The 19,829-nt window shown below is 37.3% G+C and carries 18 protein-coding genes and 4 tRNA genes; 7 read left to right on the forward strand and 15 right to left on the reverse strand.

The features are described from left to right. Positions 1–166: 166 nt before the first annotated feature. From yfiR to yfiB, 3 genes are read left to right on the forward strand one after another with little or no spacing between them, the layout of a single operon-like run. Positions 167–670, forward strand: a complete 504-nt coding sequence (yfiR, locus tag HX124_RS15010) for a regulatory sequestration protein YfiR (RefSeq protein WP_502872835.1) — start codon at positions 167–169, stop codon at positions 668–670. Between the two features lie 5 nt (positions 671–675). Continuing rightward, complete coding sequence (gene dgcN, locus HX124_RS15015; protein WP_107009980.1) at positions 676–1,893, forward strand: diguanylate cyclase DgcN/YfiN; 1,218 nt, start codon at positions 676–678, stop codon at positions 1,891–1,893. A 20-nt stretch (positions 1,894–1,913) separates the two neighbouring features. Beyond that, on the forward strand, positions 1,914–2,393 hold the full coding sequence (gene yfiB / locus HX124_RS15020) for an outer membrane lipoprotein YfiB (protein ID WP_286378256.1): 480 nt from the start codon (positions 1,914–1,916) through the stop codon (positions 2,391–2,393). Positions 2,394–2,531: 138 nt separating this feature from the next. On the opposite strand, the gene HX124_RS15025 is transcribed toward yfiB, so the two are convergent. From HX124_RS15025 to secA, 8 genes are all read right to left on the reverse strand, one after another. Beyond that, positions 2,532–2,608, reverse strand: a tRNA-Pro gene (locus tag HX124_RS15025). A gap of 16 nt (positions 2,609–2,624) precedes the next feature. Then, positions 2,625–2,700 (reverse strand) — tRNA-His (locus tag HX124_RS15030). Between the two features lie 44 nt (positions 2,701–2,744). After that, positions 2,745–2,818, reverse strand: a tRNA-Arg gene (locus HX124_RS15035). A gap of 45 nt (positions 2,819–2,863) precedes the next feature. Further along, positions 2,864–2,940: transfer RNA gene (locus tag HX124_RS15040), tRNA-Pro, on the reverse strand. 152 nt (positions 2,941–3,092) lie between these two features. Beyond that, positions 3,093–4,160: a quinolinate synthase NadA gene (gene nadA / locus HX124_RS15045; RefSeq protein WP_286383853.1), complete on the reverse strand. Its 1,068-nt coding sequence runs from the start codon at positions 4,158–4,160 to the stop codon at positions 3,093–3,095. Between the two features lie 151 nt (positions 4,161–4,311). Continuing rightward, positions 4,312–5,532, reverse strand: a complete 1,221-nt coding sequence (argJ, locus tag HX124_RS15050; protein ID WP_286383852.1) for a bifunctional glutamate N-acetyltransferase/amino-acid acetyltransferase ArgJ — start codon at positions 5,530–5,532, stop codon at positions 4,312–4,314. A gap of 169 nt (positions 5,533–5,701) precedes the next feature. Next, entirely contained in the window at positions 5,702–6,076 is a 375-nt protein-coding gene (locus HX124_RS15055; RefSeq protein ID WP_107008148.1) for a hypothetical protein, read from the reverse strand. A 151-nt stretch (positions 6,077–6,227) separates the two neighbouring features. Further along, positions 6,228–8,957, reverse strand: a complete 2,730-nt coding sequence (secA, locus tag HX124_RS15060; RefSeq protein WP_286378259.1) for a preprotein translocase subunit SecA — start codon at positions 8,955–8,957, stop codon at positions 6,228–6,230. Positions 8,958–9,303: 346 nt separating this feature from the next. Here secA and HX124_RS15065 point away from each other — a divergent pair, with 346 nt between their 5' ends. Continuing rightward, a complete protein-coding gene (locus tag HX124_RS15065; RefSeq protein ID WP_286383851.1) occupies positions 9,304–9,945 on the forward strand; it encodes a peroxiredoxin in 642 nt (213 codons plus the stop codon). Positions 9,946–10,042: 97 nt separating this feature from the next. On the opposite strand, the gene HX124_RS15070 is transcribed toward HX124_RS15065, so the two are convergent. Continuing rightward, positions 10,043–10,642, reverse strand: a complete 600-nt coding sequence (locus tag HX124_RS15070; RefSeq protein ID WP_286383850.1) for a glutathione S-transferase family protein — start codon at positions 10,640–10,642, stop codon at positions 10,043–10,045. Between the two features lie 150 nt (positions 10,643–10,792). Between HX124_RS15070 and HX124_RS15075 the strand changes: the two genes are divergently transcribed. Continuing rightward, positions 10,793–11,605: an MBL fold metallo-hydrolase gene (locus HX124_RS15075; RefSeq protein WP_286383848.1), complete on the forward strand. Its 813-nt coding sequence runs from the start codon at positions 10,793–10,795 to the stop codon at positions 11,603–11,605. Beyond that, positions 11,602–12,195 carry a dual specificity protein phosphatase family protein gene (locus HX124_RS15080; protein WP_286383847.1) on the forward strand — a complete coding sequence of 198 codons (594 nt, stop codon included), beginning with the start codon at positions 11,602–11,604 and terminating at the stop codon, positions 12,193–12,195. The genes HX124_RS15075 and HX124_RS15080 overlap by 4 nt, the downstream gene beginning before the upstream one ends. A gap of 9 nt (positions 12,196–12,204) precedes the next feature. Here HX124_RS15080 and HX124_RS15085 read toward each other — a convergent pair whose 3' ends face one another. From HX124_RS15085 to trpA, 4 genes are read right to left on the reverse strand one after another with little or no spacing between them, the layout of a single operon-like run. After that, positions 12,205–13,317, reverse strand: a complete 1,113-nt coding sequence (locus tag HX124_RS15085; RefSeq protein WP_286383846.1) for an SPOR domain-containing protein — start codon at positions 13,315–13,317, stop codon at positions 12,205–12,207. Next, a complete protein-coding gene (gene folC, locus HX124_RS15090) occupies positions 13,308–14,609 on the reverse strand; it encodes a bifunctional tetrahydrofolate synthase/dihydrofolate synthase (RefSeq protein ID WP_286383845.1) in 1,302 nt (433 codons plus the stop codon). Before folC ends, HX124_RS15085 begins: the two co-directional genes overlap by 10 nt. Beyond that, entirely contained in the window at positions 14,606–15,502 is an 897-nt protein-coding gene (gene accD, locus HX124_RS15095; protein WP_286383844.1) for an acetyl-CoA carboxylase, carboxyltransferase subunit beta, read from the reverse strand. The genes folC and accD overlap by 4 nt, the downstream gene beginning before the upstream one ends. After that, positions 15,499–16,302 carry a tryptophan synthase subunit alpha gene (gene trpA, locus HX124_RS15100; protein ID WP_107008139.1) on the reverse strand — a complete coding sequence of 268 codons (804 nt, stop codon included), beginning with the start codon at positions 16,300–16,302 and terminating at the stop codon, positions 15,499–15,501. The genes accD and trpA overlap by 4 nt, the downstream gene beginning before the upstream one ends. Before the next feature lie 360 nt (positions 16,303–16,662). Here trpA and HX124_RS15105 point away from each other — a divergent pair, with 360 nt between their 5' ends. Continuing rightward, positions 16,663–17,994: a Na+/H+ antiporter NhaC family protein gene (locus tag HX124_RS15105; protein WP_286383843.1), complete on the forward strand. Its 1,332-nt coding sequence runs from the start codon at positions 16,663–16,665 to the stop codon at positions 17,992–17,994. Positions 17,995–18,075: 81 nt separating this feature from the next. On the opposite strand, the gene HX124_RS15110 is transcribed toward HX124_RS15105, so the two are convergent. Continuing rightward, on the reverse strand, positions 18,076–18,585 hold the full coding sequence (locus tag HX124_RS15110) for a hypothetical protein (protein WP_286383842.1): 510 nt from the start codon (positions 18,583–18,585) through the stop codon (positions 18,076–18,078). Between the two features lie 103 nt (positions 18,586–18,688). Beyond that, positions 18,689–19,714 (reverse strand): helix-turn-helix transcriptional regulator, encoded by a 1,026-nt coding sequence (locus tag HX124_RS15115; RefSeq protein ID WP_286383841.1) that lies wholly within the window; start codon positions 19,712–19,714, stop codon positions 18,689–18,691. Between the last annotated feature and the right edge of the window lie 115 nt (positions 19,715–19,829).

Below are 19,829 nucleotides of genomic sequence, written 5' to 3' on the forward strand. Positions count from 1 at the left end.
TTTTATTTTTTTATGCATGACTGCTTATTTATTCTTCAAAATTGAAGTTTTTTGCTATTTTTTAAGCATTATTGGCATAAAAAATTTTTCATTTACATAGATTTTTTGAACTCATTATCATTTTTCATTAGAATGCAATCATTATTATTCTACTTTTATAATGATTATGTTGCAGAGTAAGCTGATAAAAATTTTGCTTGTAGGGGGATTGCTTGTATTTAGTAATTTCTCAATAGCGAACTCAACGCATAATATTTATATGATGACACTTTCTATTTTAAGTTATGTCAAATGGAACAACCCACCTGCTACTTTATGCGTTCTTGAAAATAATTATGCAACTCAACAGTTTTCTTCTTATCTAAAATCACAAAATTTAGCTTTCACAGTAAAAGATATTAATTCTAATGATGTTAAATCAACAAATTGTGATGCTATTTTTTTCTCAAATACAACACCAGCAATTGAACAAAAACTTATAAACATAGCTTTAACACAATCAATTCTATCCTTTAGTACAAGCAATAATGAATGTGAAATAGGTAGCGTTTTTTGCTTAAATAATGCAAAAAATGGCAATACAGTTTTTAAAGTTAATTTAGACAGCTTAGCCAGATCGAAAGTCCATGTGGATCCTCGCGTCTTACTCTTAGCCAAAAATTCGGAGTAATACAAATGATTCATAAATTTTATAAATCGACATCATTGCAAACTCTTTTTAGAAAGTCTCAATTTACTATTTTTGCAATTACTTTTTTAATTTGCACTTTTACTTTTGCCACAATTTCTGTTTTTACAGTCAAATCTTTTGCTGAGCAAAATTTACAATTAATTAGTCGTACTGTGTCTGAGCGGATTCAACCCGCACTCGTCTTTCAAGATAAAATTGCTTTATCACAAATCTTACATGAATACACTCAACAACATTCTGTGCGCTTGATTGAAGTCTATGATCATCAGGATCAAAAAATTTCTGAAAGTATTAAAAGCATAGATCATTATTCTGCATTACAAAATTTGTTTGATCATATTTTTTTACATGATGCGATTAATGTTGCGGTACTACATAATGGTAATTATGTTGGAAAAATTATTCTTTATGGTAGTTCCAATGAAATTTTAATTTTTATTATTAAAATTTTTGTTGGTTTAGGCATTGGAATGCTCTTTATGATTTTAGCGTTATGGTGGTCTGTAAATCTCACCTATCGCCATATCATGCAATCAATGACACCTATTGTTCAAATTGCTCAGCTCGTCAGCACACAAAGTGCTTACAATTTACGTTTTCCTAAAAATGATATTCAAGAGTTTAATCATTTAAATGGCGTATTTAATCAATTACTTGAAGAAATTCAATCATGGCATACACATTTGCAAAAGGAAAATCAACAACTTTCTTATCAAGTACAACATGACCACTTAACAGGTTTACCTAATCGTAGTTATTTTTATCAAGCGCTAATACATTCATTTAAAAACACTTCGACAAAACAACAGATTGCTTTGCTTTTCATCGACACAAATAATTTTAAAGTGATTAATGATCAATATGGGCATCAAGCTGGAGACGCTGTTTTAAAAGAAATGGCTGCTCGCTTAAAACAAAATATTCGTCAGGATGATTTTGTAGCTCGTCTAAGCGGTGATGAATTTGCCATCATTTTAAGCTCAATCCAACGTGTAGATCACTTAATTTCAATTGCTGAAAATTTGATTAAAAGTTGTGAAAAACCTTTGATCTATAAAAATCAAAGTATAGCTTTTAGTTTTAGTTTAGGAATCGCTTTATCGAATCAGGCAATTTCTCCTGAAGATTTAATTTCTCAGGCAGATCAGGCAATGTATAAAGCAAAATCACTGACTCATCATTGGTTTATTTACCATAACTAACTTTAATCAGGGGATACCATATGTTTACAACACACCTAAAGCTTCCAATTCTTGCCTTATTATGCTTAGCACTTACAGGTTGTTTAAATTTAGGAGGCTTAAAATACAATCAAGTCCGTGCATTAAAAAAAGAAGGTTTTGTATTAACAGATGAAGGTTGGAGTTTAGGGCTGCCTGAACGTCTATTATTTGATTTTGATCAGTCTGAAATTAAAGATCAAAACCGCGACTCTATTATGCATCTTTCAAAACAGTTGCAAAAATATAACTTAACCAAAGTTAAAATCGTGGGTCATACAGATGATGTGGGCTCAGCAAGCTATAACACAACGCTTTCTCAAAAGCGCGCCCAAAGTGTGGCGAATATCTTTATTGCTCAGCATTTCAACCCAAGTAATATTCAAATTATAGGTAAAGGTTCAGAACAACCCATTAAAACCAATGACAGCGAAGAACATCGCGCAGAAAACCGCCGTGTGTCAGTAATTATTATTCCATAATTTCACTTTCATCATTTTAAGGTCTGTCATAGACCTTTTTTTATATTCAAATTTCAGATTATTAAATTTTAGGCATAAAAAAACCGCTTAATTAGCGGATAATTTATATTTAAGTTTTAAACTTGGGTAAACTTAAATTGGTCGGAGCAGTAGGATTCGAACCTACGACCCCCTGGTCCCAAACCAGGTGCACTACCAGGCTGTGCTATGCTCCGATATCTCATAAGAGATTGGGGTGAATGACGGGATTCGAACCCGCGACAACTGGAATCACAATCCAGGGCTCTACCAACTGAGCTACATCCACCATTACAACAAGCTTCAGATTCTACAACATCAAGCAGCAAATTGCGCGCCTGACAGGATTCGAACCTGTGACCATCCGCTTAGAAGGCGGATGCTCTATCCAACTGAGCTACAGGCGCATGACTGATAATTTACATTATCAATTAACCTTTGCCTTGAAGAATTGGTCGGAGCAGTAGGATTCGAACCTACGACCCCCTGGTCCCAAACCAGGTGCACTACCAGGCTGTGCTATGCTCCGATTCATCTCAGCTTTCGTATCGAACATGTCGTTCGGTACGGTGTGCATTCTAGGCGTGACGCCCTTAGACGTCAACACCTATATTGAAAAAAAATCAAAAAAATACGTCAAATGTATATTTATCAAACATTTCTATTATTTTTTATACAATTTTAGCGTTTTAAACTCGCACTGAAGTTCAACATACGATCTAATGGTAGCTTCGCTCGCTCTGCTAATTGAGCATCCACAAAGATTTCTTGATCATTTTTTTGTAAAACGTCTAAGATGCCATCTAATTCATTCATTGCCATCCATGGACAATGTGCACATGAACGACATGATGCCCCTTCTCCTGCGGTAGGTGCTTCAATCAGTGTCTTATTTGGAACAGCTTGTTGCATTTTATAAAAAATACCGCGATCTGTTGCCACGATCAAAGTGTCGTGTGGCAAAGTTTGTGCAGCTTTGATCAGTTGTGATGTACTCCCCACCGCATCTGCAACATCAATAACTGATTCTGGTGACTCAGGATGAACCAATACAGCAGCATTTGGATAAATGGCTTTCATATTGGTAATACCGCGTGAGCGAAACTCTTCATGCACAATACAAGAGCCATCCCAAAGCAACATTTCTGCGCCTGTTTTCTTTTGGATATAGCGCCCTAAATGCTGATCAGGTGCCCAAATGATTTTTTCACCTAAACTATCTAAATATTCAATAATCTCAACTGCACAACTTGAAGTTACCACCCAGTCTGCTCGAGCTTTTACAGCAGCTGAAGTATTGGCATAAACAACCACTGTATGATCAGGATGAGCATCACAGAACGCAGTAAACTCATCTACAGGACAACCTAAGTCAAGTGAACAAGTTGCTTCTAAAGTTGGCATTAAAACCTTTTTTTCAGGTGATAAAATTTTAGCGGTTTCCCCCATAAATTTTACGCCTGCCACCACCAATGTTGATGCAGCATGATCTCGTCCAAAACGCGCCATTTCAAGTGAATCAGAGACACAGCCACCTGTTAGCTCTGCAAGTTCTTGTACTTCAGGGTCACAATAGTAATGCGCTACTAAAACAGCATCACGTTTTTCTAGCTCTGCTTTAATTTGTGCAAACTTCGCTTGTTTTGCTTCTTCAGTTAACACATTACTCTTAGATTCACCCAAACGATCTAAATGCGCTTGTACAATTGATTTTGCTTCGTTGGCAATTAAATTGGTCGCATCATTCATAAAACGTATTCTCTATCCGTATGCTTGTGATTAAACAAGCGTTTCATGTCATACACTGGCAATTTTGGCGTTGGCTCATTTGACCAGTTATTAAAAAAACATTGACTTATAAAAAAACCTCACAACGGAGGTTCTTTAAAATTTTTTAATTTTAAGAGCGATAGTCCGCATTGATCTTGACATAATCATATGACAGATCACAGGTATAAACTGTATCTTTCGCTGTACCACGACCAAGATCAATACGAATATTAATCTCTTTTTCAGCCATCACAGCAGCTCCTGCCTCTTCGGTATACTCAGGATTTGCACCACCATCTAAGCAAATTTGCACATCACCTAACCATACCTGAACCTTGCTAGTGTCAAGGTTTGGTACACCAGCTTTACCAATCGCCATGACAATACGTCCCCAGTTTGGATCTGAAGCGAACAATGCCGTTTTAATCAAAGGTGATTCGGCAACACTATAAGCTACATCACAACACTCTTGTGTGTTTTCACCACCTTCAACATGTACAGTAATAAATTTTGTCGCGCCTTCACCATCACGTACAATCAATTGTGCAAGACGATTCATAATACCTGCAAGTACATCTAATACTTTCTGATAACGAGCATCGCTTTGGCTTTGAATTTGAGTACCACCTGCCAAACCAGTCGCAACAAAGATACAAGAATCATTTGTTGAAGTATCACCATCAATGGTAATACGATTAAATGAGTGGGTTACTGTGGTTTGTAATAATGCCTGTGTCATTTCTTGGCTAATAGGTGCATCTGTTGCAACAAAGCTCAACATGGTTGCCATATTCGGGCGAATCATACCCGCGCCTTTAGAAATACCTGTCATCGTATAAGTAATGCCATCTAGCTCAAACTGCTCAGATGTGCCTTTAGGCGTGGTATCTGTCGTCATAATCCCTGATGCAGCATCAGACCAAGCATTTTCATTTAATGTATCTAAAGCAGGTTGTAAACCTTGTGTTAAACGTTCAAGTGGTAATTGCTCACCAATAACACCTGTTGAAAATGGCAAAATTTGATTAACTTGTACACCTGTTAATTCTGCTAATTTTGTGCAAGTTGCTTCTGCATTTTGATAACCAATCACACCTGTTGCCGCATTTGCATTACCTGTATTAATCACTAAATAACGCGGTGTATTTTCAGCTAAGTGCTTTTTACTGATTAAAACAGGAGCAGCAGCAAAGGCACTTTGAGTAAATACGCCTGCGACCGTTGTTCCTTGTGCAAACTCAAAAACAACTAAATCTCGTCGATTTGGATAACGTACATACGCCTCTGCTGAGCCAATTTTTACACCTTGCACCACATGCATGTGTGGCATAGTTACGTCACCAACTGCCATTTTCAAATATCCAGAATGAAATTAATAAAACAACAGCTTATTAGAAAATAGACAAAAAATCGAGCCTATAACGGAGTGAATTCATTTTTATTGTGATAGATCTTAAAAAAAGAAAAAACCAGCGTCCGACAACAACTGGTTTAGATATAGATTTATAACTTTTCAAGCATTATTGCGTAGCGACTTGATTTTGAGCGACCGTACTTTCTGAAACTAAAAGCGCCTGTTTTACTTTTTCTTGACTCGATGCTGATAAAGCTGGATTAGAAGCAACCACACGATTGATCGTTGCAGGTGTTACCGCAGCAATTGCTGCTGTTTTTAGAATAATTGGACGACCACCTGTATTTCCTAAAGTATAGCGAATACCTGTGCGAGGACTAATGACTGTCGTTGAATCATTTTTAATTTCTGCCTGCGCAGTAGTTACACCTGTTGCTGCCTGAACATTGGCAACCGTTGTAGTTTGTGGCTGAGTATCTGCAAAAGTCAGCACTGGCATTGCTAAAGCTGCGACAAATAATGCTTTGAATTGTATTTTCATTATCTTTCCTAAATCTTTAAACATGGACTGAGCAAGTAAATAACATTTAATCGTGAAAGGTGCAATAAATATTCACCTCCTGTAATAACTTGTAAAAAAAGCAGAACATTTGCCCTGCTTTTTTTAAAGATTACGCTAACGTTGGTAAATGTTAAATTTTACCGTGACATTGTTTATATTTTAAACCTGAACCACATGGGCATGGTGCATTACGGCTTTCAGGTGGTGTAAATGTTTGAGGCTTTTGTAAATTTAAAGGCTCATTTTCAGCTTGAGTACTCGTACTCAACTCACCAGTTAAACCATCAAACTCATCATGTGCAAAGTTCAAACGCATTGCTTCTGCTTGCGCTTGTTGTTGTGCTTCCATCTCTGCTAACTCTTCCGCAGTTGGAATATGCACACGAGAAAGATCAGTCACAACGTCTGATTTAATCACACCAAGCATATTTACAAATAAATTAAACGCTTCTTTTTTGTATTCTTGCTCTGGATTTTTCTGCGCATAGCCACGTAAATGAATACCTTGACGTAAATAATCCATTGCAGCTAAATGGTCTTTCCAGTGGCGATCTAATGAACCCAACAAGAAATGACGTTCTAAAGTTGCAGCAGACTCAGCGCCCATATTTTCACGACGTTGGCGATAACGTTGCACGACTTCATCACTGATACGCTCAACCAAAGCTTCTTCATCTAAACGACGATCTTCTTCAAGCCATTGTGATACAGGTAGCTCAATCCCTAAGTCAACACGCAAAGCATTTTCTAGACCTTCAATATCCCACTGATCATGAATTGATTCAGGTGGAATATAAGTTTCGATTAAACCTTTCATGACTTCTTGATGCATTTCTTCAATATAATCTTGAAGTGTTGCTTCTTCTAAAATCTCATCACGTTGTGAATAAATGATTTTACGTTGTTCATTATTGACATCATCGTATTTTAAAAGATTTTTACGAATGTCAAAGTTACGTGCTTCAACTTTACGTTGCGCATTTTCGATTGAACGTGACACCATTTTATGTTCAATGGCTTCATTTTCTTGCAAGCCCATTGCGCGCATCATCGCAATCACACGATCACCTGCGAAAATACGCATGAGGTCATCTTCAAGTGATAAGAAGAAGCGTGATACACCAGGGTCACCTTGACGACCTGAACGACCACGTAACTGGTTGTCAATACGGCGTGATTCATGACGTTCTGAACCGATGATATGTAAACCACCTGAACTCAACACCATTTCATTGTTTTTTTCCCACTCTGCACGAAGTCGTGCACTATCTTCTGGAGTTGGATTTTCAATTTTTGCAAGTAAAGCTTTCCAGTTACCACCAAGCAAAATGTCTGTACCACGACCCGCCATATTTGTTGCAATCGTTACAGCATTCGGCGCACCTGCTTGAGCAATAATATCAGCTTCACGCTCATGTTGTTTTGCATTGAGAACTTCATGGTGAATACCTGCATCACGCAGTTTATCTGAAAGAATCTCAGAAGCCTCAATCGTCGCTGTACCAATCAAAATTGGCGCTACGCCTGCAGCATGAATTTTTTGAATTTCTTCAATAATTGCATTGTATTTACCCTCACGATTTAAATAAATTAAATCATTTAAGTCCTTACGCAACATTGGGCGATGGGTTGGAATTAACACTACATCTAGGTTGTAGATTTCTTTCATTTCCGCAGCTTCAGTATCAGCAGTACCTGTCATACCTGAAAGCTTTTTATATAAACGGAAATAGTTTTGGAATGTTGTGGTTGCTAAAGTTTGGTTTTCTGGTTGAATTTCTAAACCTTCTTTCGCTTCAACTGCTTGATGCAAACCTTCAGACCAGCGACGACCAGGCATGGTACGACCTGTGTTTTCATCAACAATGATCACTTCGCCATCATTGATAATATAATGCACATTACGTTGATATAAGAAATGCGCACGAATTGAAGCAGTTACATGATGAACTAAGTTTAAATTTGCTGCTGAATATAAACTTTCACCTTCAGCCAACAACCCCATTTGAATGAGTTCTTGCTCTACTGTTTCATAACCGACTTCAGTCATTTCAACAGAGCGTTGCTTTTCATCAATCCAGAAATGCCCACCGTCTGCAACTTTTTCTTCTTTCTGTGGAGTTAATTTTGGCGGAATATTATTCATTAATTGATAAAGTTGCGATGAATCTTCACTTTGACCAGAAATAATCAAAGGTGTACGTGCTTCATCAATTAAAATAGAGTCCACTTCATCAATGATGGCATAACTTAACCCACGTTGTTTTTTCTCTACCATTGAGAAAACCATATTGTCACGTAGATAGTCAAAACCAAATTCGTTATTTGTACCGTAAGTAATGTCTGCACGGTAAGCTTCAGCTTTTTCCATTGGTGCTTGCATGGAGTAAATCACACCAACAGTTAAACCTAAGAACTCATACAGTGGACGGTTTAACTCTGCATCACGCTGTGCCAAATAATCATTGACTGTGATGACATGAACACCTGCCTCACTGATTGCATTGAGGTAAACAGCCAAAGTACCCATTAGGGTTTTACCTTCACCTGTACGCATTTCTGCAACTTTACCTTCATGTAAGGTAATACCGCCAATCAATTGCACGTCATAATGACGCATGCCCATGACACGTTTACCCGCTTCACGACAAACTGCAAATGCTTCTGGCATTAACTTATCAAGGCTTTCACCCTTTTTATATCTTTGTTTAAATTCTTCAGTTTTTGCAGATAAGTCAGCGTCACTTAAAGCAGATATTGTCGGCTCAAGCGCATTGATCTTATCGACAATTTTACGCATGCGTTTTAGTTCACGCTCGTTTTTAGTACCGAAGATTCCTCCGATCAGGCTTGCCAACATGTATAGACTCTCTAAAACTTGCTTATCAAAATAAATTTTTCTCAGACGTTATTATGGTGTTAGAAATTTGAAGTACAAGGTTTTTACACAAAACCAATTAAAAAAAATCTGTGCACCGACTTTCGCGTGTATGAGCTAAGGCGAACTAATGTAGCAAATTTGCACGATAGACAGATAGAACTATTCAGCAGAAATCGTGAATTTTTACATCTTGTTCAGGTTTTATATCTTATTTTCTCATAAAGAAATACAAAAACACTATTTTTAATTATAAGAAATTTAAGCCATAGTGATTTTGACGAGCTAAACAACAACTTTAAACATTCTAAATTTTGAGGACAATATCATGACAATTCGTTTGGGTGATACAGCACCTGACTTTGAACAGAACTCTAGTGAAGGGAAGATTAATTTTTACGAATTTTTAGGTAATGATTGGGGTATTTTATTTTCTCATCCCGCAGATTATACACCTGTGTGTACAACAGAGCTGGGTTATACAGCAAAACTCAAAGATGAATTTACCAAACGTGGTGTAAAAGCAATTGCGCTTTCGGTAGATGATGTGGAGTCACATCAAGGTTGGATTCAAGATATTAATGAAACACAACATACAACGGTAAATTTTCCAATTTTAGCGGACAAAGATCGTAAAGTTTCAACACTTTATGATTTTATTCACCCCAATGCCAGCGAAACAACCACTGTACGCTCTTTATTAATTATTGATCCTCATAAAAAAGTCCGTTTAATTATTACTTATCCTGCTTCAACAGGACGTAATTTTAATGAAATTCTACGGGTGATTGATTCATTACAACTCACAGACAACTATAAAGTTGCTACACCAGCAAATTGGCAAGAAGGTGAAGATGTTGTTATTGTGCCTTCAATTAAAGATGAAGCTGAGCTAAAAGAACGCTTCCCAAAAGGTTATACGGCGGTTAAACCTTATTTACGCTTAACGCCACAACCGAATAAAGACTAAATTAAACTTCAAAAACAAAAATTGTGCTTTCTCCATTGAACTCCACCTTTCTCAGATGGAGTTCTTTTTTTTCAAAAATAGCTAGACACTTTCATCCTTACACTTGGTACTGAGTGAATTGCATTGAATCACGTGCCTTCACTTGCTCAAACCATGCTGCAAGTTGGCTATATTTTATCTTCCAATCTTGTTCAGGAAATCTAAAATCAATATATGCCAACAAACACGCCACAGAAATTTCACCTATCCCAAAGTTTTTGGTGAAATTATCTAAATGTTGTTCCAACCAAATCAGTGTCGCTACCTGTGTTGCTTGAAAGCGTTGTAACATATCTTGTGATTGTAAATGTTCAGGTTTTTTAAACTCTGCATAGCATCGCCCTACGGCTGCCATAGCACCATCAGCTAATGCTTGTAACCTTAAACTTTTAAAATATTCAACACGCTCAGTGGGATAAATCAGTGCTTTATCTTTTAAGGTACTTAAATATTCACAAATTAATGCCGAATCAAATAAAACTTCTTTATGATTTAAAACCAAAGTTGGAACTTTTGATAATGGATTGATCTGCCTTAAATCTGGGTTTGTCCAAGGGTCAATCTTAATCATTTCAAATTGATCCTGAATTTTTAACTCTTGAATCAGCACACAAACTTTACGCGCAAAAGGCGATGTTAAAGAATAATAAAGCTGCATCCGTATTCTCCTTATTATGTTTGTTATATTTATGAGTATGCTATAGAAAATCATAAACATTGCAGCATTAATGACAATGTTTTGTAAGCATTGGTTGATTTGCAAAAATAAGGTATAAGAGATGTAGAATAATTTAACAATCAAAATAGTATGATTTATAAAATCCACCATTTACATTGTGGTAGTTTTTGCCCACTCTGCGCACCTCTTTTTGGGCAAACAGGCTTAAAAGCACACTTTGTCTGTCATTGTTTATTGCTTGAGACAGATCGTGGCTTAGTTTTAGTTGATACAGGTTTAGGCATACAAGATTATTTACATTCTAAAAAGCGTTTAGGCAAACTCATTCACTATTTTGCTGCAATTGTACCTGATCAACATTTATCTGCTTTCCATCAAATTCAACAACTGGGGTTTAAGCCCAATGATGTTCGGCATATTTTAGTCACGCATTTAGATTTTGATCATGCAGGAGGTATTGCAGACTTTCCAAATGCCACCGTACATATTTTATCGAATGAGTTTAATGCAGCACAAACGCTCTCTGCTAAAAATAAATTACGTTATCGTCCTCAACAATTTCAACAACATGCGTATTGGCACTTTTTAGAACACGCTGCGGGTGAAACTTGGTTTAATTTTCATCGTGTACAAGGTTTTAATATTTTTAAAGATGAAATTTTAATGATTCCATTATTAGGACATACGGCAGGACATTGTGGTATTGCGATAAAACAACAAGAAGGTTATTTACTTTTTTGTGGCGATGCCTATTACTCTCACTTAGAACTTAACCCCAAATATCGTGTCTGGGGTCTAAATTGGGCTGAACAATTACTTGCTTTTGATAATCAACAACGTCTTCAAAGCTTACAAGCATTACAAACCCTTGCCCAAACTCAACCACAAATTGAGATCATTTGCGCACATGACCCATTGGACTTAAAGAAATATCAAATATGATAAAACAATATTTTTTAGCGACTTTAATTTTAAGCAGTACGCTAACAGGATGCATAACAACTTCAACGCTTCCTGCCGACCAAAGACCCCAAAATTGGGGACAAGTCATTCAGTCCGATTATAATTTTTATAAAATGAGTGATAGCATTTTTCGTAGTGAGCAACCCAGTAAGCAATTAATTCCATTATTAGCTCAACATGATATTGATGTTGTGATCAATTTACGTAGTCGTGATAAAGATAGCTCAACACTTGCAGGTCAAAATTTAGAGTTAGTCCATATTCCCATTCATACATGGGCAATTAATGAACATGATTTACTACAAGTCATGCGCTCTATTCAAACCGCACAACAAAAAGGTCAAAAAGTATTAATTCATTGTTATCATGGCTCTGATCGTACAGGTGCTAGTATTGCAATGTATCGTATTATTTTTGAAAATTGGTCTACGGCGGATGCTTTAAATGAAATGAAACATGGCGGTTATGGCTTTCATCCCATTTGGGGCAATATTGAAAAGTTATTTAGCCCTGAAAAAATAAAATGGATTCGAGAACAGCTCTCAAATCCATCTTCAACTCAAGGATAAGTCTAAAACTTAACGCCTATCTAAAGGCACCCAATCAATCACCCATGCAGACTTCATACCTAAACTATCGTCTGAATTGATTTTTTTGCGTGTTGCATCAGCAGAATCACGATCTTTTGACGGTCCAACCATGATGCGAATACCTTTAGATGTTGGACTTTTTGTCACTTTATAGCCTTTTGCGCGTAATTTTGCAGCAACAGCATCTGCATTGGCTTCATTGGCAGCCAGTGCAACTTGTACCATCCATTGCTTGTCACCATTTTCCAACAAATCACGTGCTTTATCTGCTTCAGCCTTTTTCTTAGCATCCTCTTGGGCTTTACGCTTTTTTTCTTCCGCGGCTTTACGATCTGCTTCAGCTTTTTTCTCTGCTTCAGCTTTGCGGTCTGCCTCTTTTTTCTTGTCAGCTTCTAATTTACGCTTTTCTTCCTCTTGGGCTTTACGCTTTTTTTCTTCCGCAGCTTTACGATCTGCTTCGGCTTTTTTCTCTGCTTCAGCTTTGCGGTCTGCTTCTTTTTTCTTATCAGCTTCTGCTTTACGTTTTTCTTCCTCTAGAGCTTTACGTTTTTTCTCTTCTGCAGCTTTTTTCTCTGCCTCTGCATTATTTTGTTGACGCTTCTGCTCTGCTAACTTTTTTTCAGCATCTGCCTTTTGTTGCTCAAGTTTCTTTTGTTCAGCAGTTTTTTGCTGAGCTTTGGTTTTATCATCTTGATTGAGTTCAGGAGGAATATTATCCGAGCTTTCTTGAGCTGCTTTACGACGCGCATTTGCAGCTGCATATTCTTCTGCTGCCTTACGTGCTGCATCTGCTTCCGCCTGTTGTTGCATACGTAAAAAATCAGCTGCTTTCGCTTCTTGTTCAGCAACAGCCTTTTCACGCGCACGGCGTTGCTCTTCAAGTAGGCGTTTTTCTGTTGCAACATCTACAGTTAAAGGTTCAAGCTGCACGGACTCTAATGGTGCTGCTTTTTCCTTTTGCTGCACATTTGCAACAGGTGTCGTTGGTACTTGAGTTTGATATATTTCTTCTTTGCCTTTTAGAAGGAGGGCTGCTAATAACACACCACCACCTAATAAAACAACGCCACCCATCCAGCGCTGTTTGTTATTCATTGACATTCTTCTAAATACTCCCAGACCGCTTCTAAGGTATGGAACGAACCACACACCAAAATCAGCTGATTATTATTGGTTTCTGCAAGCGCTGATTGAAATGCTGCTTGTACACTCTCAAATTTTTCAACTGTCTCATTTTGTAAGCCAGCAACCAATTGTTCCATTGGTGCTGCACGAGCTACAGTCAATGGCGCAATTTTCCACTTTAATACAGTATTTTTCAATAACTTGACTACAGATTCTATATCTTTGTCAGACAACATTGAAAATACGGAGACAACTTCTGTGTACTGTTTATTGTATTCTAAGAATTTTCGCAATTGCTTTAACAAAAATTCAACACCGTGCGGATTATGTCCCGCATCGAAAATCACTGTTTTTTCTTGTGATTTATAATGAATTTTTCTAATTTCAAAACGACCTTGTAACTGTGCTGTTTCGATACCTTGCGCCATCGCTTGTTGTGATACATTCAAACCACTGGCTAAAATCGCTGCGACAGCCGTTGAGATATTATCTAAGGCTAACTGTCCCAAAGGTAACTTTAACGTCACACCTGAACTGGCAAAATCCCATGTTTTACCATCTTTGGTATCATCATAGAAGTAATCATGGTTCAGCGCATAGAGCGTTGCATTACATTCTGTCGCTTTGTCCTGAATGGCTTGTGGCAAACTTTGCTGTCCACCAAAAACCACAGGAATATTTGCACGAATAATGCCTGCTTTTTCAAAAGCAATTTTTTCAATAGTATCACCGAGCCAATCAGTATGATCTAGCCCAATATTAGTAATCACCGCAACATCAGGATCAATGACATTGACCACATCCAAACGACCACCTAAACCTACTTCAAGCACCCAGACATCGCACTGTTTTTGTTTAAAAATAACAAAAGCAGCCAAAGTAGTGGCTTCAAAGAATGATAAAGATAAATCACAGATACGGCGCGCTTGATCAACTTGTACAAAAGCATCAATCAAGGTTTGATCATCAACCTCTTGCCCTGCAAGTTTGACACGCTCATTAAAACGATAAATATGTGGAGATTGGTATAGCCCAACATTTAGCCCTTGTGCATTTAAAATTGCAGCAAGTGTTGTTGTAGTTGAGCCTTTACCATTGGTTCCAGCCACCGTTAAAACTTTGGCATTGGGTCGCATGACGCCCAATTGCTCTGCAACAGGAATGACGCGCTCTAAGCCCAAATCAATTCCTGTAACATGAACATGGCTCCAATAATTGAGCCATGTATTTAAATCATCTGTTTTTAAAGGTGCTGGATGGTTGTTCAAGGCAAATTCATCAGTTTCGCTACAATACGGTATACAGTATCACGTAATGCATGACGATGAACAATTTGATCGATTACACCATGATCAAGCAAGAATTCAGCACGTTGGAACGGTTCTTCAAGCTTCTCACGAACAGTTTGTTCGATAACACGTTTACCCGCAAAACCAATCATGGCTTTCGGTTCAGCGATATGAACATCACCCAACATTGCCAATGATGCAGTCACACCACCGTAAACTGGATGCGTCAACACCACAATATAAGGCAGATGTGCATCTTTCATTTTTTGGATCGCTGCAGAAGTACGTGCCATTTGCATCAAAGACAACATGCCTTCTTGCATACGTGCACCACCAGAAGCTGCAAAACAAACTAAAGGTTGTTTATCCTTAATCGCTTTTTCAGCAGCTTGAACAAAACGGTCACCCACAACCGTACCCATTGAACCGCCCATAAAATCAAATTCAAATGCGCATGCAATCAATGGAATATTTTTAAGTTGACCTTGCATGACCACTAAAGCTTCAGTTTCACCTGTTTTATCTTGCGCTTCTTTCATACGCTCAGGATAAGGTCGACTGTCTACAAAGTGTAATGGGTCTTTTGCTACAAATTCTTGACCGAGTTCTGCACTCACATTATCAAAGAACCAGTTTAAGCGATCACGTGCTTTCATTTTCAGATGTTCATCACATGATGGACAAACATAAGCATTAAAAGACATCGCAGTACGAGTAACCAATGCGTGACATTCAGGGCACTCAATGGTTGGTTCTGTAAATGTTGCTTTGAGTGTTTGTTGTTGATCAGGCACCTCAATCCCTGGAACAGAACGATCTGTCCACGGTGTTGATGCACTCAGGATTTTCCCTGATTTCACTTCTTGATTCATACTAACTCATCGAGCGCTGCTCGAAGCTCCTTGACTTTATTCACCGCTGCTTCCACAGCTTGTTCTGGTGCTAAGTTTGCAAAAGGTTTGACAAATGCACTGCCGACAATGACAGCATCAGCAACTTGCCCAACAGCTTTTGCTGAAGCTGCATCACTGATCCCAAAACCTACACCTACAGGAATATCTGTATATGACTTGATTTTTTGAATGCGTGTTGCGACTTCAGTGGTATCCAGTGTTGCAGCACCTGTTACCCCTTTTAATGACACATAGTAAATAAAACCACTGGCTTGTTTGACTACATGCTGAATACGTTCATCTGTCGAAGTTGGTGCAAGCAAGAAAATTTGATTCATGTCGTATTTTTTCAATACTTCATCAAAATCTTTTGCTTCTTCTGGTGGTAAATCTACGAGAAGAACACCGTCTACACCACATTCGTTGGCATAAGCGACAAATTTTTCATATCCAATCACTTCAACAGGGTTTAAATATCCCATCAAGACTACAGGTGTTGTGCTGTCTTTTTGACGGAATTCTTTCACCATGTTTAAAGCATCAAGGGTATTGGTTCCTGCTGCTAAAGCACGCTCTGCGGCAAGGGCAATCACTGGACCATCTGCCATTGGGTCTGAAAATGGCAAACCAAGTTCAAGTACATCTACGCCCGCTTCAACCATTTGATGCAACAAGGGTACGGTTACATGTGGTTGAGGATCACCCGCCATGACATAAGAAACCAATGCTTTACGCTGTTGTGATTTAAGCTGTGCAAATCGAGTGGCTAAACGTGACATAGGGTTGTACATTCCTTGAATTGTTAAACTTGAGGAGTTGGTTTTGTATAAATACAAGACGTTGCATTGTAACGCTATTTTTTACTCATTGGATAGAGTAACGCTGTAGCACAATGGTATCTCATATTAATACAAAATAACGAACAACCTATGACATACATTTAGCGCTATTTTATTTTTTTGGACAATGATCAAAGTTACCTATTTTTTGCTTTTTTAAAATTCGTAAATAAATTGAAAAACTTAAATCAAATCATTTAAATAACACCAGAACATGAACAAAATCTAATGCATTTTAATTTTTAAGAAATTGCAAAAGCTGTTTATACTATAGAAGCTACTCTTTTTTATTTTTTGAATATGACCACTCCCCCACACAGTAAAGTTCAAGCTCGTGGGCTTGCGCTGCTACCACTTATTGTCTTTTTAGCCATCTTTTTAGGCAGTGGTATTTACCATTCTATTATTGGTACTGAATTTGCGTTTTATCAAGTCAAAGCACCTGTTGCTGCCTTACCTGCAATTATTTTAGCAATTGTGTTGTATCGTGGAAAATTAAATGCAGCAATTGATGAATTTTTACAAGGTGCAAGTCATCCCAACCTCATTTTAATGTTTATGGTGTTTATGTTGGCAGGTGCTTTTGCCAGCGTATCGAGTGCCATTGGCAGTGTGGATGCCACTGTTCAGTTTGGACTATCCATCATTCCACCTGAGTTTGTATTGCCCATGCTGTTTATCATCTCAGCATTTGTGGCTACAGCCATGGGAACTTCGATGGGCACCATTGCAGCTTGTGCGCCCATTGCTTTTGGTTTTTCTCAAGCAACGGATATCCAACCGATTTATGCGATTGGCGCGGTGGTCAGTGGTGCCATGTTTGGCGATAACCTGTCCATGATCTCAGATACCACCATTGCAGCAACACGCAGTTTAAATGTTGAATTAAGAGATAAATTTCGGGTCAATATCTGGATTGCATTTCCTGCTGCTATTGTCACCATTGGTATTTATATATTGACCAACCATTCACCACAATCTATTGAATATAAAGATTATAACTTATGGTTGATCTTGCCTTATGTGGCAGTATTTCTTTTGGCTTTTACACGCTTACATGTTTTAGCAGTCTTAGCACTTGGCGTTGTGTTATCAGGTTTAATGGGGCTATTTGTCACGCCATCATTTGACTTATTAAAATTAAATACATCTATCTATTCAGGCTTCGAAGGTATGTTTGAAGTGACATTATTGTCGATGTTCTTGGGGGGACTCTCTGCAATTATGCAAAAAGAAGGTGGCTTAGAGTGGTTGATTCAACGGATTTATAGTATCACTCGATTATTTAAAGTTGGCACTCAACGCGCGGGTGAAATCGGCATCAGTTTTTTAGTTATTTTCTCAAATTTATTTGTAGCAAATAATACCGTTGCCATTATTTTATCAGGTGATATGGCACGAGAAGTTGCTAAAGAATATGGTGTAGACCCAAAACGCGCTGCTGCATTGATGGATATTTTTTCTTGCGTGGTACAAGGGATCATTCCTTATGGTGCTCAATTACTGCTTGCATGTTCTATTGCAAAACTATCACCAGTTGAATTGATTGGCTCAATTTACTATTGCTGGATTTTAGCAATTTTTGCGGTATTGGCGATTATTTTCAGATTTCCAAAACTCAAAATACGATAAAAAAGACTGCCTCTTTGTCTCAGACAAAGAGGTTTTTTCTTACTGTTTAATGATTAAATCTGTGGTATTGACCATAAAATATTATTCAAAACTATCACTATATCGACTAAATACCCATATCACCGCACCAAGTGAACCACGCCCTACACCATGATCTTGTCGTATAAATACTTGATAATCATTACAACGATATTGATACGCTTCTTTGTCCTGACTTAACACCCAACCCTTTTGTGGAAGTTTTGAGTTTTTTAAAATACTATTTTTGAACTGATTTAAAGGTGTTTCAAGTTGTGCATATTTTCCTTCATTGTAAGAGAGCGTAAAACCAATAATACGGTTTTTTACTGGATCAAAATCTATACTTCCGACTGAAGTGACTCCTGCATTTTCAAAAGCTTGATCAACATCTAAAATCTGAATTCGATCTTTATCTGGTTTAGCATTGCTATGTATTTTTTTAAATTGATCAAGACTTTGCATCAAAGTCATACTACCTACCGCCACTTGATTGAGTGGAATTTCACATACATTGGCTTGCACATTTGTATAAGTCATACATATAACAGCCGCTAAAATTAATTTTTTCATTTTAAATCCTCGTTATCCTCTTTTTTAAATTATTTCCTCTACAAACTTTTATATTTTGATGGATTGAGAATATTTTGAATAGAAAAGATACAATTTAAAACTTTTATTTTAATTGCTGTTTTTTCTGTAATAAAGTCTGCCCACTATATGCCTTATAGGCTCTTGCCAATGCCGATTGGTCAGAATAACCCAAACGCATCGCGATCTCAGTCAGTTGCAGGTCACTTTCGAGTAATAATTCACAACGCTGCATGCGTTCAATTTCCACGATTTTTTTAAATGATTGACCAAATTCATTCAACTGACGTTGCAAAGTTCGCGCAGAAATATTTAATTCTTGTGCAATATCTTCAATTTTAGGAGCTTGTTCTTGCAGCCTTAGATATTCTGCAACAATAAAATGTAGTTTTTGAGGCAAAGTTTCATAGCGCGTTTTTGAGGCAATGGCTTCCTCAGCTTGTTTAACCAAAAGTTGCATCAATGAGGGATCTGCTTGTTGAATTTTTGCATTTAATCCTTCTAAACCCAAAACAAAGCTATATTCAGATTGATTAAAATGAACATCACACGCATAAAATTTTTGATAATGATAAATCGCCATTTGTGGTGGATGAGCAAAATTTACCTCTAATAATGGAAACTGATGAAGCACAACAATTTTTCGTGCTAAATGCATCATTAAAGCATTGGTCAATTCATTAATGACAATATATTTTTCATGGTGAAAAGGCCAAATAAGATGAATATGTTGCCCCACCTGCTTCATTTTCATCGGAATAATATGATCACCATCAATCACTAAACGACTAAAACGTAGAATATTATGTAAGGCTTCAGCAACTGTGGTACTTCGTGTTGCCATATAGCCTAAAACCCCAAAGTGTTCAGGGCGAACATACTGCGCCATTTCAAAAATAATCTGAGGGCAATCTAAAGCAAGTTCAGTTTTTTTAAGAATTTGTTGAAAAAAAAGATAAGAAGACTGAGTATCAATTGGCTGAAGTAAAATTTTTTTTAAATGTGAATAATCATCTTTTAAAAAATCAGCAGTAAAAATGTCGATTCCCCGTTCAAACAAATAAGTCTGCCAAAGATGAAAATACCCATTCGGTATATGTAATTCCTGCATGATTGTCACTCAATCCCAAATCCATATTTGACATACTAAATTTTCATTCTGTCGTAAAATGTATAAAAATTGGCAAGATCTGTCAAAACAAAGTTGTAAAACACCGACATACTGA

Source organism: Acinetobacter sp. 226-1, assembly GCF_030329325.1.
GTDB classification, from domain to species: domain Bacteria; phylum Pseudomonadota; class Gammaproteobacteria; order Pseudomonadales; family Moraxellaceae; genus Acinetobacter; species Acinetobacter sichuanensis.

What these genes read in the sequence shown, in the direction of transcription:
- yfiR (WP_502872835.1), top strand. Translation starts at nt 167, where the DNA reads ATGTTGCAGAGTAAGCTGATAAAAATTTTGCTTGTAGGGGGATTGCTT.
- dgcN (WP_107009980.1), top strand. Translation starts at nt 676, where the DNA reads ATGATTCATAAATTTTATAAATCGACATCATTGCAAACTCTTTTTAGA.
- yfiB (WP_286378256.1), top strand. Translation starts at nt 1,914, where the DNA reads ATGTTTACAACACACCTAAAGCTTCCAATTCTTGCCTTATTATGCTTA.
- nadA (WP_286383853.1), bottom strand. Translation starts at nt 4,160, where the DNA reads ATGAATGATGCGACCAATTTAATTGCCAACGAAGCAAAATCAATTGTA.
- argJ (WP_286383852.1), bottom strand. Translation starts at nt 5,532, where the DNA reads ATGGCAGTTGGTGACGTAACTATGCCACACATGCATGTGGTGCAAGGT.
- HX124_RS15055 (WP_107008148.1), bottom strand. Translation starts at nt 6,076, where the DNA reads ATGAAAATACAATTCAAAGCATTATTTGTCGCAGCTTTAGCAATGCCA.
- secA (WP_286378259.1), bottom strand. Translation starts at nt 8,957, where the DNA reads ATGTTGGCAAGCCTGATCGGAGGAATCTTCGGTACTAAAAACGAGCGT.
- HX124_RS15065 (WP_286383851.1), top strand. Translation starts at nt 9,304, where the DNA reads ATGACAATTCGTTTGGGTGATACAGCACCTGACTTTGAACAGAACTCT.
- HX124_RS15070 (WP_286383850.1), bottom strand. Translation starts at nt 10,642, where the DNA reads ATGCAGCTTTATTATTCTTTAACATCGCCTTTTGCGCGTAAAGTTTGT.
- HX124_RS15075 (WP_286383848.1), top strand. Translation starts at nt 10,793, where the DNA reads ATGATTTATAAAATCCACCATTTACATTGTGGTAGTTTTTGCCCACTC.
- HX124_RS15080 (WP_286383847.1), top strand. Translation starts at nt 11,602, where the DNA reads ATGATAAAACAATATTTTTTAGCGACTTTAATTTTAAGCAGTACGCTA.
- HX124_RS15085 (WP_286383846.1), bottom strand. Translation starts at nt 13,317, where the DNA reads ATGTCAATGAATAACAAACAGCGCTGGATGGGTGGCGTTGTTTTATTA.
- accD (WP_286383844.1), bottom strand. Translation starts at nt 15,502, where the DNA reads ATGAATCAAGAAGTGAAATCAGGGAAAATCCTGAGTGCATCAACACCG.
- trpA (WP_107008139.1), bottom strand. Translation starts at nt 16,302, where the DNA reads ATGTCACGTTTAGCCACTCGATTTGCACAGCTTAAATCACAACAGCGT.
- HX124_RS15105 (WP_286383843.1), top strand. Translation starts at nt 16,663, where the DNA reads ATGACCACTCCCCCACACAGTAAAGTTCAAGCTCGTGGGCTTGCGCTG.
- HX124_RS15110 (WP_286383842.1), bottom strand. Translation starts at nt 18,585, where the DNA reads ATGAAAAAATTAATTTTAGCGGCTGTTATATGTATGACTTATACAAAT.
- HX124_RS15115 (WP_286383841.1), bottom strand. Translation starts at nt 19,714, where the DNA reads ATGCAGGAATTACATATACCGAATGGGTATTTTCATCTTTGGCAGACT.